The organism is Desulfovibrio oxyclinae DSM 11498, assembly GCF_000375485.1.
Lineage (GTDB): Bacteria > Desulfobacterota > Desulfovibrionia > Desulfovibrionales > Desulfovibrionaceae > Pseudodesulfovibrio > Pseudodesulfovibrio oxyclinae.
In genome coordinates this window covers 1-16,014 of the sequence record NZ_AQXE01000008.1, presented here as the reverse complement: position 1 = coordinate 16,014, position 16,014 = coordinate 1, and the positions used below count along the sequence as shown (strand labels likewise).

The 16,014-nt window shown below is 60.7% G+C and carries 18 protein-coding genes; 13 read left to right on the top strand and 5 right to left on the bottom strand.

Annotation, left to right across the window (positions count from 1 at the left end):
• Nucleotides 1-4: 4 nt before the first annotated feature.
• Nucleotides 5-1,162: an ABC transporter permease gene (locus B149_RS0109660; protein ID WP_018124986.1), complete on the top strand. Its 1,158-nt coding sequence runs from the start codon at nt 5-7 to the stop codon at nt 1,160-1,162.
• 18 nt (nt 1,163-1,180) lie between these two features.
• Nucleotides 1,181-1,852: an ABC transporter ATP-binding protein gene (locus tag B149_RS0109655; protein WP_018124985.1), complete on the top strand. Its 672-nt coding sequence runs from the start codon at nt 1,181-1,183 to the stop codon at nt 1,850-1,852.
• On the opposite strand, the gene B149_RS0109650 is transcribed toward B149_RS0109655, so the two are convergent.
• Nucleotides 1,845-2,582 carry a substrate-binding periplasmic protein gene (locus tag B149_RS0109650; protein ID WP_018124984.1) on the bottom strand — a complete coding sequence of 246 codons (738 nt, stop codon included), beginning with the start codon at nt 2,580-2,582 and terminating at the stop codon, nt 1,845-1,847. The two genes, B149_RS0109655 and B149_RS0109650, sit on opposite strands and share 8 nt — an antisense overlap.
• Nucleotides 2,583-2,694: 112 nt before the next feature.
• Here B149_RS0109650 and B149_RS0109645 point away from each other — a divergent pair, with 112 nt between their 5' ends.
• A complete protein-coding gene (locus B149_RS0109645; RefSeq protein WP_018124983.1) occupies nt 2,695-3,288 on the top strand; it encodes a VOC family protein in 594 nt (197 codons plus the stop codon).
• A 5-nt stretch (nt 3,289-3,293) separates the two neighbouring features.
• Here B149_RS0109645 and B149_RS0109640 read toward each other — a convergent pair whose 3' ends face one another.
• Entirely contained in the window at nt 3,294-4,511 is a 1,218-nt protein-coding gene (locus tag B149_RS0109640; protein ID WP_026167548.1) for an HDOD domain-containing protein, read from the bottom strand.
• 103 nt (nt 4,512-4,614) lie between these two features.
• On the opposite strand from B149_RS0109640, the gene sfsA reads away from it, so the two are divergent.
• Nucleotides 4,615-5,319, top strand: a complete 705-nt coding sequence (gene sfsA, locus B149_RS0109635) for a DNA/RNA nuclease SfsA (RefSeq protein WP_018124981.1) — start codon at nt 4,615-4,617, stop codon at nt 5,317-5,319.
• Complete coding sequence (locus B149_RS0109630; RefSeq protein ID WP_018124980.1) at nt 5,320-6,189, top strand: DMT family transporter; 870 nt, start codon at nt 5,320-5,322, stop codon at nt 6,187-6,189.
• A gap of 16 nt (nt 6,190-6,205) precedes the next feature.
• Here the strand turns inward: B149_RS0109630 and B149_RS0109625 are convergent, their stop codons facing one another.
• Genes B149_RS0109625 through B149_RS0109615 form a run of 3 tightly spaced genes read right to left on the bottom strand, consistent with a single transcriptional unit; the run spans nt 6,206 to nt 8,875 of the window.
• Nucleotides 6,206-6,922 carry an OmpA/MotB family protein gene (locus tag B149_RS0109625; RefSeq protein ID WP_018124979.1) on the bottom strand — a complete coding sequence of 239 codons (717 nt, stop codon included), beginning with the start codon at nt 6,920-6,922 and terminating at the stop codon, nt 6,206-6,208.
• Between the two features lie 10 nt (nt 6,923-6,932).
• Nucleotides 6,933-7,706, bottom strand: coding sequence for a motility protein A (locus tag B149_RS0109620; protein WP_018124978.1), 774 nt, complete (start codon nt 7,704-7,706; stop codon nt 6,933-6,935).
• Complete coding sequence (locus tag B149_RS0109615; RefSeq protein ID WP_018124977.1) at nt 7,706-8,875, bottom strand: cyclic nucleotide-binding domain-containing protein; 1,170 nt, start codon at nt 8,873-8,875, stop codon at nt 7,706-7,708. Before B149_RS0109615 ends, B149_RS0109620 begins: the two co-directional genes overlap by 1 nt.
• Nucleotides 8,876-9,165: 290 nt before the next feature.
• Here B149_RS0109615 and B149_RS0109610 point away from each other — a divergent pair, with 290 nt between their 5' ends.
• From B149_RS0109610 to hypB, 8 genes are all read left to right on the top strand, one after another.
• On the top strand, nt 9,166-9,612 hold the full coding sequence (locus B149_RS0109610) for a bactofilin family protein (RefSeq protein ID WP_018124976.1): 447 nt from the start codon (nt 9,166-9,168) through the stop codon (nt 9,610-9,612).
• 41 nt (nt 9,613-9,653) lie between these two features.
• On the top strand, nt 9,654-9,803 hold the full coding sequence (locus B149_RS18540) for a hypothetical protein (protein WP_018124975.1): 150 nt from the start codon (nt 9,654-9,656) through the stop codon (nt 9,801-9,803).
• A 143-nt stretch (nt 9,804-9,946) separates the two neighbouring features.
• Nucleotides 9,947-10,408 (top strand): cytochrome P460 family protein, encoded by a 462-nt coding sequence (locus tag B149_RS0109600; RefSeq protein ID WP_018124974.1) that lies wholly within the window; start codon nt 9,947-9,949, stop codon nt 10,406-10,408.
• A gap of 211 nt (nt 10,409-10,619) precedes the next feature.
• Complete coding sequence (locus B149_RS0109595; RefSeq protein WP_018124973.1) at nt 10,620-12,413, top strand: HAMP domain-containing sensor histidine kinase; 1,794 nt, start codon at nt 10,620-10,622, stop codon at nt 12,411-12,413.
• Nucleotides 12,414-12,448: 35 nt separating this feature from the next.
• Complete coding sequence (locus tag B149_RS0109590) at nt 12,449-13,684, top strand: inorganic phosphate transporter (protein WP_018124972.1); 1,236 nt, start codon at nt 12,449-12,451, stop codon at nt 13,682-13,684.
• A 23-nt stretch (nt 13,685-13,707) separates the two neighbouring features.
• Nucleotides 13,708-14,385, top strand: coding sequence for a DUF47 domain-containing protein (locus B149_RS0109585; protein ID WP_018124971.1), 678 nt, complete (start codon nt 13,708-13,710; stop codon nt 14,383-14,385).
• Nucleotides 14,386-14,522: 137 nt separating this feature from the next.
• On the top strand, nt 14,523-14,876 hold the full coding sequence (locus B149_RS0109580; protein WP_156816795.1) for a hydrogenase maturation nickel metallochaperone HypA: 354 nt from the start codon (nt 14,523-14,525) through the stop codon (nt 14,874-14,876).
• 26 nt (nt 14,877-14,902) lie between these two features.
• Nucleotides 14,903-15,562 (top strand): hydrogenase nickel incorporation protein HypB, encoded by a 660-nt coding sequence (gene hypB, locus B149_RS0109575; protein ID WP_018124969.1) that lies wholly within the window; start codon nt 14,903-14,905, stop codon nt 15,560-15,562.
• The last annotated feature ends 452 nt before the right edge of the window (nt 15,563-16,014 follow it).

The window sequence follows — 16,014 nt, the reverse complement described above, 5'->3', positions numbered from 1 at the left end:
GTACATGAATCTGCTGACCATCCCGCTGCGCAACGTCAGGCGCAAATGGCTCAAGTCGGCCCTGCTCCTCGGCGTGTTCGCTCTGGCCGCCACGTCGATCACTGCCCTGTCGCTGGTATCCCGCGCGGTGGGTGCGGGCATGGAGGAAAAGCTCACTGCCTTTGGCGCGAACATACTGATCGTTCCCCGCTCCGAGACACTCAGCGTGAGCTACGGAGGATTCAGCCTCGGCGACCTCGACTTCGGCACGGAGATGCTTGTGGCCGACGAAGTGGACAAGGCCATTGACTCCATCGAACTTCGCAAAAACATCAGCGTGGTGGCCCCCAAGCTGATCCACGCGGGGCGTGTGGAAGGCGCTCCCGCCGGTGTCATCGGCGTCCGTTGGGAGCGCGAGAAGGCCCTCAAGGGCTACTGGGCCGTTGACGGCAGCTATCCCGAAAAACGCAACGAGGTGCTTGCAGGATCCAAGCTGGCCGACAGACTCGGGCTTCGACCGGGCGACAGCACGACCCTCGACGGACGTCCGGTCACCATATCCGGCGTTCTCATGCCTACTGGCAGCGACGACGACTCGGTACTTTTCGCCGGTCTTTCCCTTGTGGGTGAGATGGCGGGCACTCCCGGCCGGGCCACCTTCATGGAGGTTGCTGCCCTCTGCTCCGGCTGCCCCATCGAGGACATCGTGGGCCAACTTGCCAAGGCACTGCCGGGTACCGAAGTCACCGCCATGCAGCAGGTGGTCAAACAGCGCATGTACTCCATCCGATTCGTGGAACGCCTCGCCTTCGGCGTCAGCTCGGTGATACTGCTCATCGCCTGCGCTTCCGTGGGACTCTCCATGCTGTCCTCGGTTAACGAGCGGGTTCGCGAGATAGGCCTGCTCCGCTCGCTGGGCTTTTCACGTCAGGGCGTCTTCACCGTATTCTGCTTCGAAGCTCTGCTCATCGGGCTCACGGCAGGTCTCGCGGGCTACCTGCTGGGCCTCGGCGCCAGCTCGAAGATCCTTTCGCTTCTCGACATGGGCGGGACAACGAGTTTTTCGGCAGCGGAATTCGGCCTGTCCGCCCTGTCCGCGGCGCTGGTTGCGGCCCTTTCCTCCGTTCCTCCCGCGCTCAAGGCGGCATCCGTGGAACCCTCAAAGGCGCTCGTATCGCTTTAGCCCGCACAAGGAATCGATATGCTTATTGAAGCACGCAATATTGAAAAACGTTTCGGTCCCGAGCCGGAGGACAGCGTCCTGAACGGCGTGGATCTCGCGGTGGACTGCGGCGAATTCGTCGCAATCACCGGACGCTCCGGCTCGGGTAAATCCACCCTGCTCAACATCCTGTCAGGCATCATGCGCCCGGATGGCGGCTCACTGCACTTTGAAGGCAGGGACATCACCGAACTGGGCAGTCGCGAGCTCGACTGCTTGAGAGCTACCGGGTTTGCCATGATCTTTCAGGCACACCACCTGCTGCCCTACCTCACGGCAGAAGAGAACGTTTTGCTGCCAGCCATGCGCGGCCTGCGACCCGTTTCCCGCGAGCAGACAGAAGCGGCCCGCGAATGCCTCGCACGCGTCGGCCTTGACGGAAAGGGACACCGTCTGCCCGGCGAACTTTCCGGCGGCGAATGCCAGCGCGTGGCCATAGCCAGGGGGCTTGCCAAGAAGGCCGCCGTGCTCTTCGCCGACGAACCCACCGGCAGTCTCGACCGCAAGACCGGTGACGGCATTATGGACCTGCTGGGATCGCTGCCCGAGACCGGGCTCAGTGTGGTGATGGTGACCCACGAAGCAGACTACGCATGCAGGGCGCAGCGCACGGTGGAGCTCGCAGGCGGCAGGCTGGCGGGAATCAGTTGAGCTTGAAGAGTTTTCCGTAAGTGCCGTCGAGGCGAATGCTTCTCAAGGCCTCCTCAAAACCCGGCACCAAATCCAGATGCTCGGATTTTTTGGAAAACGCAAGATAGCTCGGTATGTTCTGAAGCGGCGGCGAGAGCGCCCGCACCCCGTCCTTTCGGTTCAGCTTATCGAGGATGGTCCACGCCTCCAGCCAGTTCGAAACAAGGATATCCGACTCACCGGCGAGGAAGCGCCGCACCGACTGTTCTCCATTACGCGAAACGATGAGCTTGTCGATGATTCCATGCTCCACGGCGGCGTCGAAGAAACTGCCGTAGCTGACCTTTTCGACCACGCCGAACGAGTACTTTGCCAGCGGCACCAAGTCCCCGTTGTAATCGATGGCTGACCCCTCACGCACGAAAAGCGAGGTCACCTGCCCCACCAGTTCGGTTGTGGGGTACACGAGAAACTCCTCTCGTTCCGGCGTTCTGAAGGCGGTATAAATGGCATCGGCCTCCCCGGTCCTGACGGCCTCCAGCGCGTCTGCCCATTCCAGCAGTTCGATCTCAATCTCGACGTCCATACGCTGAAACACTTCACGCACCACTCGGGTCGCAACACCCTTGACCTTGCCATCCTCCATAAACTCGTACGGGGGATAGGAGAGCGTGACGATCTTCAGCGGCTCGGCGAAAGCCGCAGCGGAGAGCAACAGGATCAGTGCGAACGCGAGGCTGATTCGAGACATTCTTCCTCCAGTAAATCATCCGTAGCACAGCCGTGCCCGGACCTGCAACGCCGGGATAATAACCCGGTTGCCAAATCGGCGCGGATGGTTATGTATGAAAGCTGGAGGAATCATGGCACGATTTACGGGCATCAATCATATGGCGATGGTCACCGCCGACATGGACAGAACCATCGCCTTCTGGCGCGATCTTCTGGGCTGCCGCCTGGTGACCGGGTTGGGGCATCCGGGGTACCGACACTACTTTTTCGAACTGACCGAGCACGACATGATCGCCTTTTTCGAATGGCCCGATCTGGACAACTGCCCGGAAAAGGATCATGGAGTCCCGGTGAAAGGCCCGGCCTGCTTCGACCACGTCTCCTTTGAACTGGCCTCGCAGGATGAGCTGTGGGAACTCCGGGACCGCCTCGAAGCCGCCGACATCTGGGTCTCCGAGGCCGTGGATCATGGTTTCATCCACTCCATCTACACCTTCGACCCCAACGGCATCGCCATCGAATTCAGCGTGCCCTTACCTGATGTGGATATCCGCAGCACGCCGGTCATGGTGGATAGCGAGCCGACCGCCCTCGCTCGCGAAGGCGCGGATCCGGTACCGGGACGCTGGCCCGAACCCGACAGGTTCACGCCGCCGGAAGAGCGGGAGGTCTATCCGGGCGAAGGGGACCAGATCCGTCAGGCGGCCAAAAAGAAGCACTCATAAAGCGATCAGGCTTCGTCGAAAAATGCTTCCATGATCTGGTGGGACTGGTTCTCGGCCTCCAGCGCCAAACGCCTGAAGCGCTCGGGGGTCACGCTCAGCAGTTCCCACGCGGCCTTGTCGAGCCGTGGCACGTAAAGATCGCCGCTTCGGCCCGTACCCAGCGCGTTGGCCATAAAATCCGCCGCATGAACGATGGCCGACTCCAGCATCACCGGCGAAACGGACGGACTGTGGTGATACCGCAGCAGGTGTTCGAGGAATTGCGGCAGCTTCCATGCCCGCATCAGGTCGGCCCCTATCTCCGAATGCGTCGTTCCCCAGAACTCCATTTCCGCCTGCGTCACGGACTGCGGTTTGACCCGGCACGCCTGCAACGGCTCCAGAGCCCGCTCGGGCAGGTTGCGCAGCACCACCAGCCTGCCTATATCGTGCAGCAGCCCCGCCACGAAAAACCGTTCGTCGTTGGCAATGCCGTGATGACTGGCGAGCAATCGCGCCAGCGTGCCGCACATGATGCTGTGCAGCCAGAAGCTCTTGAGGTCCAGCAGGTCTTCGGGAATGCCCTCAAAAGCGGTGATGACGGAAATGCCCTGCGCCAGACTGACCAGCTGCTCCACTCCAATGATGGTCACCGCGCGCGAAAGGGAGTCGATGCGGCCGGGAAAGCCATAGAACGGCGTATTGACCATGCGCAGGAGCCTTGCGGAAATGGCCACGTCCTTGCTGATGATGTCCGCCATGTAAGAAGATGAACTGCGCGGGTCGCCGAGCGCTTCGCTTATCTCGAAGAAAATCGCCGGAAGGCTCGCAAGCCGGACTTCGCCCTGCACCAGCGCCGCACCGTCCAAAGGGCCGGACGCTTCGACCTTCAGATCCGGATCGGGTTCGTAGGCACCGGTCATTTCCCGCAACTCTTCGGGACGGTGCCGGGCAGCAGCCACCTGCACGAATGCCCGGGCAGCCTCTCTCACGGCGGAATGGCGATGATTGGTCAGCAGGAATCGCCGCCGGGCGAGGTCGCGAGCTGCGGCGAGGGCTTCGGGAGACGCATCAGGCGCATCATCGCGCACATCCACCCTCGTAACACCTGCGGCAACGGCCTTGGCCAGGCTGGAACCGGTCAGCGATGCACCGGCCCGAAGAAGCCGTCGCCCCTGCGGGGTTACCAGATCGCCTTCGAGCATCATGCCCGGTCGCGCTTCCTCAATCGCTCGCCATGCCATAGTTGCGCCTCATGATTCGAAAAACCGTCCAATTCTCTCGACATCACTTGCCGAAGAGACTGATCATACCCTATTCTCCGCCCGCAAGCCACAGGAGTATACAATGACGACTGCCTTTCTGCCATATCCCGAAGGGTGCATTCGGGCCGAGTTCATCGAACGCCGCAAACGGTTCACGGTGAACGCGCAGCGGGCCGACGGGCCTGTCGCCGCCCACACCAACAACACCGGCTCCATGATGGGGCTGCTTCGGGAAGGCAGAACCATTCTCCTCTCCCCTGCCGCCAATCCGGCCAGAAAGCTCAAGTGGACGCTTGAAGCCGTAGAGTTTGACGATTTCTGGGTCGGCGTCAACACCTCCACCCCCAACAGAATGGTCCGCGCGGCGTTTGAGGCCGGGCAGCTGCCGGACACCGAAGGCTACACGACGTTCAGGAGCGAGGCCAAGACCGGCAACAGCCGTCTGGACGCCCGCATCGAAGGCCCCCGCGGAGTGTTGTGGGTGGAGTGCAAAAACGTCACCATGGTGGAGGACTGCCGCGCCTGCTTTCCGGACGCCGCCACGGAACGCGGCAGGAAGCACCTGCACGAACTCATGACCCTCGCCGAGCGCGGTGATCGCGTCGCCCTGTTCTTTCTCGTGCAGCGGCCCGACGGCGACTGCTTCGGTCCCGCCGATTTCATCGACCCGGAATATGCGGACCTGCTTGCCAAGGCTCTGGACAAGGGCGTGGAAGCGTGGCCGTTCGAGGCCGAGGTGAGCATGGACGGCATCCGGCTCGGACGCAGGCTTCCGGTGGCAATTTAGATGGGCTCGCTCGCACTCGGTGCGGTGGTCATCAGCTTCGCCGCCGTCTTCGTCACAACCGCCGGCATCTCGGCGGACGCTTCGGCGTTCTATCGAATGCTCTTCGGCGGCGTCACCATGGTCGGCCTGCTGGCGGCCAAGGGAAGACTCGGCACGCTCAAGACCGTCCTGCCCGCATCGCTGACTGCGGCATTCTTTCTGACAGGCGACTTTCTCTGCTGGCACCGGGCCATCCTCGCGGTGGGGCCGGGGCTGGCAACCATGCTGGGCAACCTTCAGGCCGTCTTCATCGCCGTGTTTTCCGTGATCATCCTCGGCGAGCGTCCCGGCATCCGATTCGGGGGTGCACTGATTCTCGCCCTCGGCGGCGTCTATCTCACCGTCGGCCCGCAATGGGACCTCGGCGGCGAGGCCTTCCAAAAAGGAGTGCTGTACGGTGTGGCGACGGGACTGTTCTACGCTGCCTACATCCTGTCCCTGAAACGGCTCGTGGCCCGCACCGGGGACGCACTCGCCAGTGTGGCCGCCATCACCCTGTGGACCGCCGCAGCCTGCGGAGCGGCCAACCTGATCGGCGGCGGCTCCTTCGCTCTGCCGGACATGGCCGCGTGGTCGTCCATGCTTTCACTGGGCATCCTCTGCCAGTGCGGCGGCTGGCTGCTCATCAGCCGGGGGCTGGACTCAGTGCGCGCCTCGCTTGCCGGGCTAGTGCTGCTGCTTCAGCCCGTGCTCTCGTTTCTGTGGGATATTCTCTTCTTCGGAAAGCCGGTGAACCCGGTGGAACTCTCAGGGGTGGCGCTGGCGCTCTGCGGCATCTACCTCGGCTCCCTGCAACGGCAACCGAAGGCCCGCGACCTGCCGGGCGCATGATCGCCCGCCGGACGAATCAGGCTGTCGGCGCCGGACGGACAAGAATGGTCACGCGACGGTTGCGGGACTGGTTCTCCACAATGGGATTGCCGCTCTCGTCGCGATTGGGAACAAGCGGCTCCGTATCCGCAAGACCCTTGATCTCAATTTCATCTCTGGGGAACCCTTCGCCGATGAAATAACGCGCCACTGAAGCGGCACGCGCAGAGGAGAGCTCCCAGTTCGACGGATAGCGCGCCGACCGGATGGGGATGTCGTCGGTGTGACCTTCGATGGTCAGCCGGTAGCCGTGTCCTGTCAGCGGCGCGACGATGCGCGACAGGATTTCACGGGCGCGGGCCGTCAGCCCGGCCTCGCCGATGCGGAAGAACACCGTGGACGGCAGGCTGATGGCCACCGCATCGGGACGCATGCGAAGGGAGACCGTTTCCGCATCCTGATCAATGAGCTTGGCGAGTTCCAGCTGCAATGCAAAAAGGTTCTTCTTCCTGCCTTCCACCGGGAACCGGCTGGATTGGGGGTCGCCTTCCATGGCGCGGCTCGGCGCGGCCTTGCCCTTCATGGCTTCCGCAAGAATGTCGGAGACCGCCTCGTACCGGCCCTGATCCACCTTGGCGATGCCCAGCATGACCACGAAGAAGCACATGAGAAGCATCATCATGTCCGCGAACGACAACGCCCATGTGCTGTTGTCCGGTCCTCGGTTCTTCTTGCGCGGCGGCAGCGGATTCACGGCTCCCCTCCTAGCGTGCGCTCACGGATGACCACTTGCGCGGCGGCAGGTAGCCCTTGAGCTTGTCCATGACGATGGCGGGCGGCGTCTTTTCCTTGATGAAAAGGATGCCGTCGCGGATGACGTTCATGAGGATGGTGCGCTCCTCCACCCGGCGTTCCACCTTGGTGGCGATGGGCAGGTAGAGCAGGTTGGCGAAGAGTACGCCGTAGAGCGTGGTGGTCAGCGCCGTGGCCATGGCCGGGCCGATGCGGGTGATGTCTCCGCCGAGCCCCTGCATCATGGCAATGAGTCCAATGAGGGTGCCGATGATGCCGAAGGCGGGCGAGAGGGTGGCCATGGTCCGATAAATGCCCGTGGCGTATATCTCCTGCTCGTGGTACTGTTGGATGCGCGTGTCGAGAATCTCCTTGAGTTCGTCGCGGCTGTAGCCGTCCACCAGCATCTGGAGTCCGTCGCGCAGAAATTCGTTCTCGATCTTCTTGATGGATCGCTCCAGATATTCCTCGCCCTTGTACGAAGAATCCTTGGAAATCTGCACCAGCACCTTGATGTAGTTGCCGATGGGCAGCTCCTCCGCCCGGAAAGCGGTCATGAACAGGCCGAAGACCCGCATGACCTCCTTGAGCGGATAGCAGATGAAGGTGGCCGCGATGGTGCCGCCCAGCACGATGGCCAGCCCGGGAAGGTTGATGAACACCTCCACCGAGTCGGTGGCGACCCACGTGGCGCCGCAGAGTACGGCGATGCCGGTGATGATGCCGAAAATGGTTGCGACGTTCACTACTGGGAGACCCCCTTTGCGGCCTTGACGAGCGAAATCAGCTCATCCTGCACGTCCTGCGCCTCGGCCTCGTCCACGCTCTCGCGGTTATCCGCCTCTTCCTGAACGATTGCCGCGATCTTGCGGGCGAGGTTGGTCACGATCTTCTTGCGCGCGTCCTCTTCCGCCACGCTCATGAGGATGCCCAGCTTGTAGTAGCCGAGCTTGGCGAACACGTCCTTGAGGGTGGCGTTGTCCACGAACACGATGTCGTTGACGTCTTCCAGATCCTCGATCTTCTTGCGCTTGCGCTTGACCTTCTTGAAGAACCCTTCCTCCTGCTGTTCCGCCCAGGCCATGGTGTTGGCTTTATGAAACAAAAACAGCGATTCGGGAATTTCCCCTGCGGCCATCTTCTTGTAAATCACCTCGGGCGAGGCGTTCACGGCTTCGGCAAAGTCGAAGATGTCCATGAACTCAAGGTCCGAACAGGCGGCCTCGGGGCCGAGCTGTTTGGCGAGGTTTCCGGCAACTTCGAGAAAGGTGTCCGGCGAGGTGATGCGCACGTAGCGGTCCGAAAAAGCCTTGCCCGTGCCCGTGGCGTTGATTTCGATGATCTTGAGGGTTCGCAGCTTTTCCAGCACCTGCTGCAGCTCGGCCTCGGTGGTGAGCAGCACGGTCTTGCAGGTGCGGGCGAGTTCGCGGATCGGCAACCCCATGTTGTAGTTGGGGATGCGCTTGGCCTGCGCCGGAGGCAGGTTGCTGTGCGTGGCCCAGGACATTTCGAGAATCCTGCAGATCGCCAGAAAGGTGTCGGTGCCGGTTCTGGTGCCGCCTGCGCTGTTGGCCTTGCGCAACCGCTTGAGCAGCAGGTTCACCAGATGCTTGATGGTCTTGGGGCTTCGGTCGAGCATGCCCGTGACCTGCTGCCGGGTGAGGACCATCAGCTCGCAGTACTCCGCAGCCTCGGCACTGGCCGAGCGGGCCTGCTCCGCAAGCGCGCCCATTTCGCCGAATATCTCGCCTTTGCCCAGACGGTCCAGCACCACCTTCCGGTTGTCCACTGTCCGGTACAGGGTTACCGAGCCTTTCTTTATCATATAGGCATAGGTACCCTGCTGGCCCTCCTGAAAAATGACCTGCCCCTTGTGGTACGTCTTGACGTTCTGAATCTTTCTCTCGGTCATCATGCGTGTATTCACCCCAGGGATAACGAGCCTTGCCACTTTGCCAACCTATCCCAACGTAGCCGTTTTTCGTGCAAAGAACAATCCGCATAGAATCCTGAGCCGTCCCTGCGCCACAGCGGCTTTCAGGGCATTGAACCTTACTGCCGTGCCCGCTTTTCACATCGACGCTCCGGAGGCGGTTCTGATACAAACATGAAAAAAATTTGTGGCGTTCGGCGGGCCGGGACGGTATATGCCCCATCGGCACGTTTCATTGCTTCGAGGCGCGCAAAGACAGTTCGTGAGGTACAATGGGCTTTTTCAGCAAATCATCCGCACAGGGCGACTCGTCGGAACTCAACGCCTTCCTCGGCGTAGGTACCGAATACCGCGGGAAGCTGCACTTCGTGGGCACGGTCCGTATTGACGGCATATTTCAGGGCGAGATATCCACGGAAGGCACGCTGGTCCTCGGACCCGAGGCATATATCCAGGGGGTCGTCAATGTGGGCGATCTCGCATCAAGCGGCAAGATCGAAGGCGACGTGTTCGTCGGCGGCAGGACCATTCTCCAGAAAGGGTCCCGCTTGAGCGGCAGCCTCTCCACGCCGACCCTTGTCATGGAAAAGGGCGCCTTCCTTGAAGGCGAGATCGCCATGACCTCGGGAAAGCAGGCGGAAGTGAAAGCCACTTCCACCGTGCAGGCGCTCGGCGCCCCTGAAGAGGACGAGCTTGCCGACCAGGGCGACCTCGGTTAATATCATCGCTTCAAAAAAACAATCGACGAGAGGATAACAGCATGTACCAGTTCGTAATCATCAAGGGCGACTCGGAAACCATCGTGTCCACCGGCGACAACTACCTCGAGATGGAATTGCAGCTGGAACGGCACGTCCGGTCCCTCAATCCGGGCTTCGGCGAGATTCGCAAGATCGCCGATTTCAAGTAGCAGCTTTTGCCGTTGGCGGCACCCTGGGCGTTTCCATTATGGAAGCGCCCTTTTTTTGTGACATTGGTCGGCAGGATTATCATGGCTTCGCTCTGGCAACGCCGCACGTTTGATGCTAGTGTCTCGCAAACTCGGAGGGTGTGATGAAACAGGTTCTGCTCGGCATTATCCTGCTCCTTGCGGTGACGGCCGCGGCCATGGCGGGAAGCGCCACCAGCCCCGACGCGGAAGCGCTCTGGAAACGCATCGCCATCGACGATCCCTACACGCAGTGGGGCCAGTTCCCCGACCACGAGGGAATGCAGGAAGGCAATGCCCCCCACGGTCAGTGGCACGAGGTCTACATCAACGATCAGACCGGAATCCCCGGACATCCAAAGGGGGACGGCTCCGTCATCGTCAAGGAGAACTACGGCGCTGAGAAAACCCTCAAGGCCATCACCGTCATGTACAAGGTGGAGGGCTACAACCCCGCGGCCGGCGACTGGTTCTGGGCGAAGTACGGCCCCAAGGGCGAGGTCTTGGTATCCGGGCGACCCAACGGCTGCATCGCCTGTCACACCGCCTCGCGTGACAATGACTTCATCATGGTCTCGGAGCACTGAGATACGTTTACGCTGACTTTTCAGCCGGAGAATCGCTGATTCTCCGGCTTTCTTATGCGTATTTGCCAAAAAACGACCATTAATTCGGCCACAAGCGCACCCACCCTCCTCGTGTAACGTGATTGTAACAAAACGCTGTTTCAAGGGGACGCCTTTTATGATAGTTCTCGCGCGTCCACGGACGCTGGAACCTTATGAGGAAAATCCGAACATGATACTTAAATCCTTCCGGATGCGGGTCCTTCTTTGGGGTGGGGCCCTGCTGTTGGCGGCCATGGGAGTGGTCTTCTACTACAGCACCACCCTTGTCGGCTCCGACCTCATCGAGGATACCGAAGAGCGTTCGTGGCGGCAGTTGCAGACCGTGCGCTGGCTTGCGCTCGATCACCGCCCTTTCCAGTCCCGCCTCGAATTCGACGAATGGATCACGCAGCTCGGCAGTCGGCTGGGCGTCCGCATCACCTACATTCACGACGGCAAGGTACTTGCCGACTCCGAAGTACCCTTCAACGCCCTCGACGGGCTGGAAGACCACGGACACCGGCCTGAAGTGCTCAACGCCCTGCACGCGGGCAAAGGCATGGACCGTCGCCGTTCCGCCACGCTGGATCAGGAAATGATGTACGTGGCCTGGAACATGCCCGCCACCGGCGGCCTGCCCGCCGGGGTGCTGCGCGTCGCCACCCCGTTTTCTCAGGTCCGGGAGCGCGTGGGCGACCTCAGGGAAAACTTTTTCTGGCTCATGCTGCTGACCATGGTGGCCGCAGCGGGCCTCGCGGCCCTGCTCTCTCGCGTCATGAGCGGCTCCATCAAGGCATTCTCCGACCTGGCCAGGCAAATCGGCGACGGAAACTATTCCAAACGCATCCGAGTCATCCCCGGTGGCGAGTTCTACCCGCTGGCCCAATCGGTCAACGCCATGGCCAAGAAGATCGAGCGGCACATCCGCACCATCGAAGACCAGAAGGGCCAGCTGCGGGCCATGTTCGAAGGCATGACCGAAGGCGTCATGACCCTCGACGCACAGGGCCGCGTGGAGTCCTACAACTCCGCACTGGACGGCATGATCTCCATGCCCGCCACCGCACGCGGCCGCACCCCCATCGAAGTGACGCGCCGCTACGAGGTCCAGAACCTCGTGGACAGCCTGCTCTCTGACACCGCCACCGAAGAGGACATGGAGCCAAGGGTCATAGACCTGCTCGACAATCGCGTGGTGGAAGTCAGCGCCGTGCCGTACACGGATCACGACGGTGGCCGCAAGATCATCCTCGTCTTCCACGACATCACCGCCATGAAGCGCTCGGAAAAAGCCCTCAAGGACTTCGTGGCCAACGCATCGCATCAGCTGCGCACACCGCTGACCAGCATCAAGGGCTACTCGGAAACGCTGCTGGACAGCCCGCCCAAGGACTTCGAAGGTGCACGCGGCTTTCTCGAAATCATCGTCAAAAACGCCAACCATATGAGTCAGGTCATCTCCAGTATGCTGGCACTGGCCAAATCCGAGCAGGTAGGCAAGGCGTTTCGCATGAACGCGGTCTCGGGACACGACGCTCTTGCACAGGCCGTGGTTGACGTGACCCCGCTGGCCTCGGATAAGGACGTGACCATCCGGACCGAAGTCGAAGAAGGCGACCTCGCGGTCATGGGTGACGAAGAAGGGCTGCTGCACGTCTTCCACAATCTCATCCAGAACGCGGTCAAGTTCAGCCCGGAGGGCGGCGAGATCCGCGTCTTCGCCAGCAGATCCGACGGCAAGGTCCGCTTCTGCGTCGAAGACCAGGGTCCGGGGGTCGCCAAGGAACACAGCGACAAGGTGTTCGAACGTTTCTACAGAGTGGACGAGAACACCATAGACGGTCAGGGCGGAGCAGGACTCGGCCTGGCCATATGCCGTCGGATAGTCAGGAATTTCGGCGGTGACATTTGGCATGACGGAGCGGGAAGGGACGGCAGCGGAGCGAGGTTCTGCTTCAGTCTCGACGCCGCCGAAAAAAACTAACGAACGCGACCCTCCAAGGCCGGAGGGGGGGAAAAATGGACATTTACGACGTATTCTTTTACCTGTCGCTGGGCGCCGGATTCATGATGGCATTCAACCTCGGCGCCAACGACGTTGCCAACTCCATGGCATCCGCCGTGGGCGCCAAGGCCATCTCGGTGCGGCAGGCGGTCTTCATCGCCGGTATTCTCAACTTCGTCGGTGCCGTATTCCTCGGCTCCCACGTGACCGCCACCGTATCCAAGGGGATCATCAACCCCGCATCCATATCCGACCCCAAAATCATCATGATAGGCATGTTCGCCGCGCTGCTTGCCGCAGGGATATGGGTGCTCATAGCCACACTCACCTCGCTACCGGTCTCATCGACACACTCGATAGTCGGAGCCATCATGGGCTTCGGCATGGTGGCCGGCGGCGCGGACGTGGTGAACTGGCTCAAGATGGGCGGCATCGTGCTCTCCTGGATCATCTCGCCCTTCTTCGCATCCGCCATAGGCTATTTCGTCTTCACCAGCATACGAAAGAAAATACTCTACAAGAAACACTTCATTCAGCAGGCCAAGAAATGGGCTCCCTTCTGGATCGCCCTCACCGTGGCGCTGATCATGCTCTCGTTTCTCTACAAGACGCCGGTGGGCAAGGACCTCAACCTGCCCTGGGCCGTCTCCCTGCTCATTGCCGCCGGTGTGGCGGGCGCCGTGTATTGCCTGGCATGGTGGATCGTGTCCCGGCTGGTTCGCGACGCCGAGGAAGGCCCCGAAACGGTCGAGACCGTCTTCCGCAAGATGCAGGTCGGTACTTCCTGTTACGTGGCCCTCTCGCAGGGTGCCAACGACGTCGCCAACGCCATCGGCCCCGTGGCCGCCATCTACCTCATCTCCCGCGAGCATCAGCTTCTCGCCCAGGCCGACGTGCCCATGAGCATGCTCATCCTCGGCGGCGTCGGCATCGCCGTGGGTATCGGACTGCTCGGCCACAAGGTCATGGCCACTGTGGGCGGGCGCATCACTCAGCTCACCAACACCCGCGGTTTTGCCGTGGACTTCGGCGCAGCCAGCACCGTGCTGGTGGCCTCCAACATGGGACTACCCGTCTCCACCACCCATGCCGCCGTCGGCGCGGTGGTCGGCGTGGGCATGGCCCGCGGTTTCCGTGCAGTTGACTTCCGCGTGCTCGGCAAAATCGTGCTCTACTGGGTGCTCACGGTTCCCATAGCCGCCGTGACCTCCATTGTTATCTTTGAATTGTTAAAGGCCATATGCTATTAGCATAAGGGACTAGTGGAGGAATTATGTACCTGAGACTGCCTTTCTTCGGGCTGCTTGCCCGGCGAGACCCCATGGACGGCCTTGTCGAACACTACGACAAGATAGCCGAATGCATCGGTGCGATCGACGACTCCCTTGAATGCTACGTTTCCGGCGGCGTGTGCCGCGAATTCAAGGAGCTCAAGAATGCCATCGATAAAATCGAGAACCACGCGGACAAAATCAAACGCAACATCCGCAACCACCTTCCCAAAGGCCTTTACATGGCCGTGGATAAGACCCTCTTTCTGAACTACACCAAGTTTCAGGACAACATCCTCGATGCCGCGCAGGACGCCCTGCACTGGCTCGGCATGCGCCCCGTGGACGTGCCCACGGACATGCAAAAGGACCTCATCAACCTGCTCGACAGCGTGCGGACCGCCACCGAACTCCTCGGCCCCGCCCTCAAGGCGACCATCGACCTCGTCTATGGCGAGACCATCGACCGCGAAGGCACCAAGGAGACCTACCGCAAAGTCCGCAAGGAACGCGAAAGCATCCGCAGGAGTACCAACGAACTGGTCAAAAAGATCTACAACTCCGACGATATGGAGTTCAAGGACATCTACCAGCTCATCCACTTCTGCGAATGCCTCGGCGACATGGGTCACAGCTGCGAAAACTGCGTGGACACCCTGCGCAACATGATCGCCCGCTAAAGAGCCTCCAGACGCGACTCCAGGCCCGGTTCCGACTCGGAACCGGGCCTTTTTCATACCTTTCCGGGAGCGTGTTATCTTCATGAGTTCCTTGCTGCCTTTTCCAATTTGCGGTATGCCGATGAGCCATGCATGAAATGTCGATAGTACAAAACATTCTGGACATTCTCCGGGATGAAATGACCAACAGGGACATCGGCCGCCTCAAAAGGGTGGTCATCAAGAACGGGCAACTCGCTGGCGTCGTGACCGAAGCCATGCAGTTCGCGTGGGAAGCGCTGACACCCGGCACAAGTGAATTCGACGGAGCCAAGCTCGAAATCGTCGAGATACCGCTCAAGGTCGCATGCGGAAAGTGCGGGACGGAATTTACCCCCGACCACAACCGCTACATGCCCTGCCCGAGCTGTGAGGAAGTGCTCGGCCACAACGTCCTTGAAGGCAAGGAACTCTACATCGACAGTATCGAACCCGCCGACCCCGAAGAATAAGGGCCGGGATTCACAAGGAGCACCCCATGAGCAGCGAAATTCCCATAGTACGCGACGTCCTTGAAGCAAACGACAAGCTTGCCGAAAAACTCAAGGAAATCTACAAAGAGAAGAAGATACTCTGCCTCAACCTCATGAGCTCTCCCGGAGCCGGTAAGACCAGCCTGCTTGAACGCACGCTCACCGACCTGCGCGACGAATTCAAGATGGCAGTCATCGAAGGCGACCTGCAGACCGACAACGACGCCAAACGCGTCGAAGCAACCGGCGCACAGGCCGTCCAGATCAACACCGAAGGCAGCTGCCACCTCGATTCCGGCCAGATTCTCGAATCCATCAAGCAGATAGACCTCGAAGGTCTCGACATCCTCTTCGTGGAAAACGTCGGCAACCTCGTCTGCCCCGCAGAATTCGACGTGGGAGAAGACCACAAGATTACCCTGCTCTCTGTCACCGAAGGCGACGACAAGCCGGAAAAATACCCCTTCATGTTCCATATCTCCGCAGTCATGCTGCTTAACAAGGTCGATCTGCTCCCCTACGTGGACTTCGACCTCGACAGCGCCAGCGCACACGCTCGCAAGCTCAACGCAGATATCGAAGTGCTCCCCATCTCCTGCAGAACCGGAGACAACCTCGAAAAGTGGTACGACTGGCTCAGAAAAGCCCGCGAAGCCAAGAAGTAGGCGAACGCACCATATCTACAAAAGGGGCGTCCCAACCGGGACGCCCTTTCTTTTTGTGCCTCCGGCGGGTCTCCGACGGCCCTCCGGGGGCTTAAGAACCCTTTTGCAAAAGGGTTCTTAAGAATCTCCCAAAACCTTTTGTGTTGCCAAGCCGCACGAGGCTTTCCGAAAGCTAAGGCGTATAGGCGGCTTGGCGGGAGGCTGATGGCGGTTGTTGTGTTGGCGGGGGAGTGGGAGTGCAGGGGGGAGTTTTGATGATAAGCTTGTGAGCAGAGAAAGCTCTCCTTGACGAATTCTCCTTGCTACAGAAGCCCGTCAACCAAGCCCCCCAGCTCCCAAATCCCCGTCAGCGGGGTTGCAGCTGGGACGCGGGTTGTGCGGCCGCATGAACCCGGCAGCTGCAACCCCGCTGACAACTCAGGGATTCCAAAGGGGGCCCGCCCCTTTGGTCC

Excerpts from the sequence above, each read along its gene's own strand:
- B149_RS0109660 (WP_018124986.1), top strand. The coding sequence starts at position 5 with ATGAATCTGCTGACCATCCCGCTGCGCAACGTCAGGCGCAAATGGCTC.
- B149_RS0109655 (WP_018124985.1), top strand. The coding sequence starts at position 1,181 with ATGCTTATTGAAGCACGCAATATTGAAAAACGTTTCGGTCCCGAGCCG.
- B149_RS0109650 (WP_018124984.1), bottom strand. The coding sequence starts at position 2,582 with ATGTCTCGAATCAGCCTCGCGTTCGCACTGATCCTGTTGCTCTCCGCT.
- B149_RS0109645 (WP_018124983.1), top strand. The coding sequence starts at position 2,695 with ATGGCACGATTTACGGGCATCAATCATATGGCGATGGTCACCGCCGAC.
- B149_RS0109640 (WP_026167548.1), bottom strand. The coding sequence starts at position 4,511 with ATGGCATGGCGAGCGATTGAGGAAGCGCGACCGGGCATGATGCTCGAA.
- sfsA (WP_018124981.1), top strand. The coding sequence starts at position 4,615 with ATGACGACTGCCTTTCTGCCATATCCCGAAGGGTGCATTCGGGCCGAG.
- B149_RS0109630 (WP_018124980.1), top strand. The coding sequence starts at position 5,320 with ATGGGCTCGCTCGCACTCGGTGCGGTGGTCATCAGCTTCGCCGCCGTC.
- B149_RS0109615 (WP_018124977.1), bottom strand. The coding sequence starts at position 8,875 with ATGATGACCGAGAGAAAGATTCAGAACGTCAAGACGTACCACAAGGGG.
- B149_RS0109610 (WP_018124976.1), top strand. The coding sequence starts at position 9,166 with ATGGGCTTTTTCAGCAAATCATCCGCACAGGGCGACTCGTCGGAACTC.
- B149_RS18540 (WP_018124975.1), top strand. The coding sequence starts at position 9,654 with ATGTACCAGTTCGTAATCATCAAGGGCGACTCGGAAACCATCGTGTCC.
- B149_RS0109600 (WP_018124974.1), top strand. The coding sequence starts at position 9,947 with ATGAAACAGGTTCTGCTCGGCATTATCCTGCTCCTTGCGGTGACGGCC.
- B149_RS0109595 (WP_018124973.1), top strand. The coding sequence starts at position 10,620 with ATGATACTTAAATCCTTCCGGATGCGGGTCCTTCTTTGGGGTGGGGCC.
- B149_RS0109590 (WP_018124972.1), top strand. The coding sequence starts at position 12,449 with ATGGACATTTACGACGTATTCTTTTACCTGTCGCTGGGCGCCGGATTC.
- B149_RS0109585 (WP_018124971.1), top strand. The coding sequence starts at position 13,708 with ATGTACCTGAGACTGCCTTTCTTCGGGCTGCTTGCCCGGCGAGACCCC.
- B149_RS0109580 (WP_156816795.1), top strand. The coding sequence starts at position 14,523 with ATGTCGATAGTACAAAACATTCTGGACATTCTCCGGGATGAAATGACC.
- hypB (WP_018124969.1), top strand. The coding sequence starts at position 14,903 with ATGAGCAGCGAAATTCCCATAGTACGCGACGTCCTTGAAGCAAACGAC.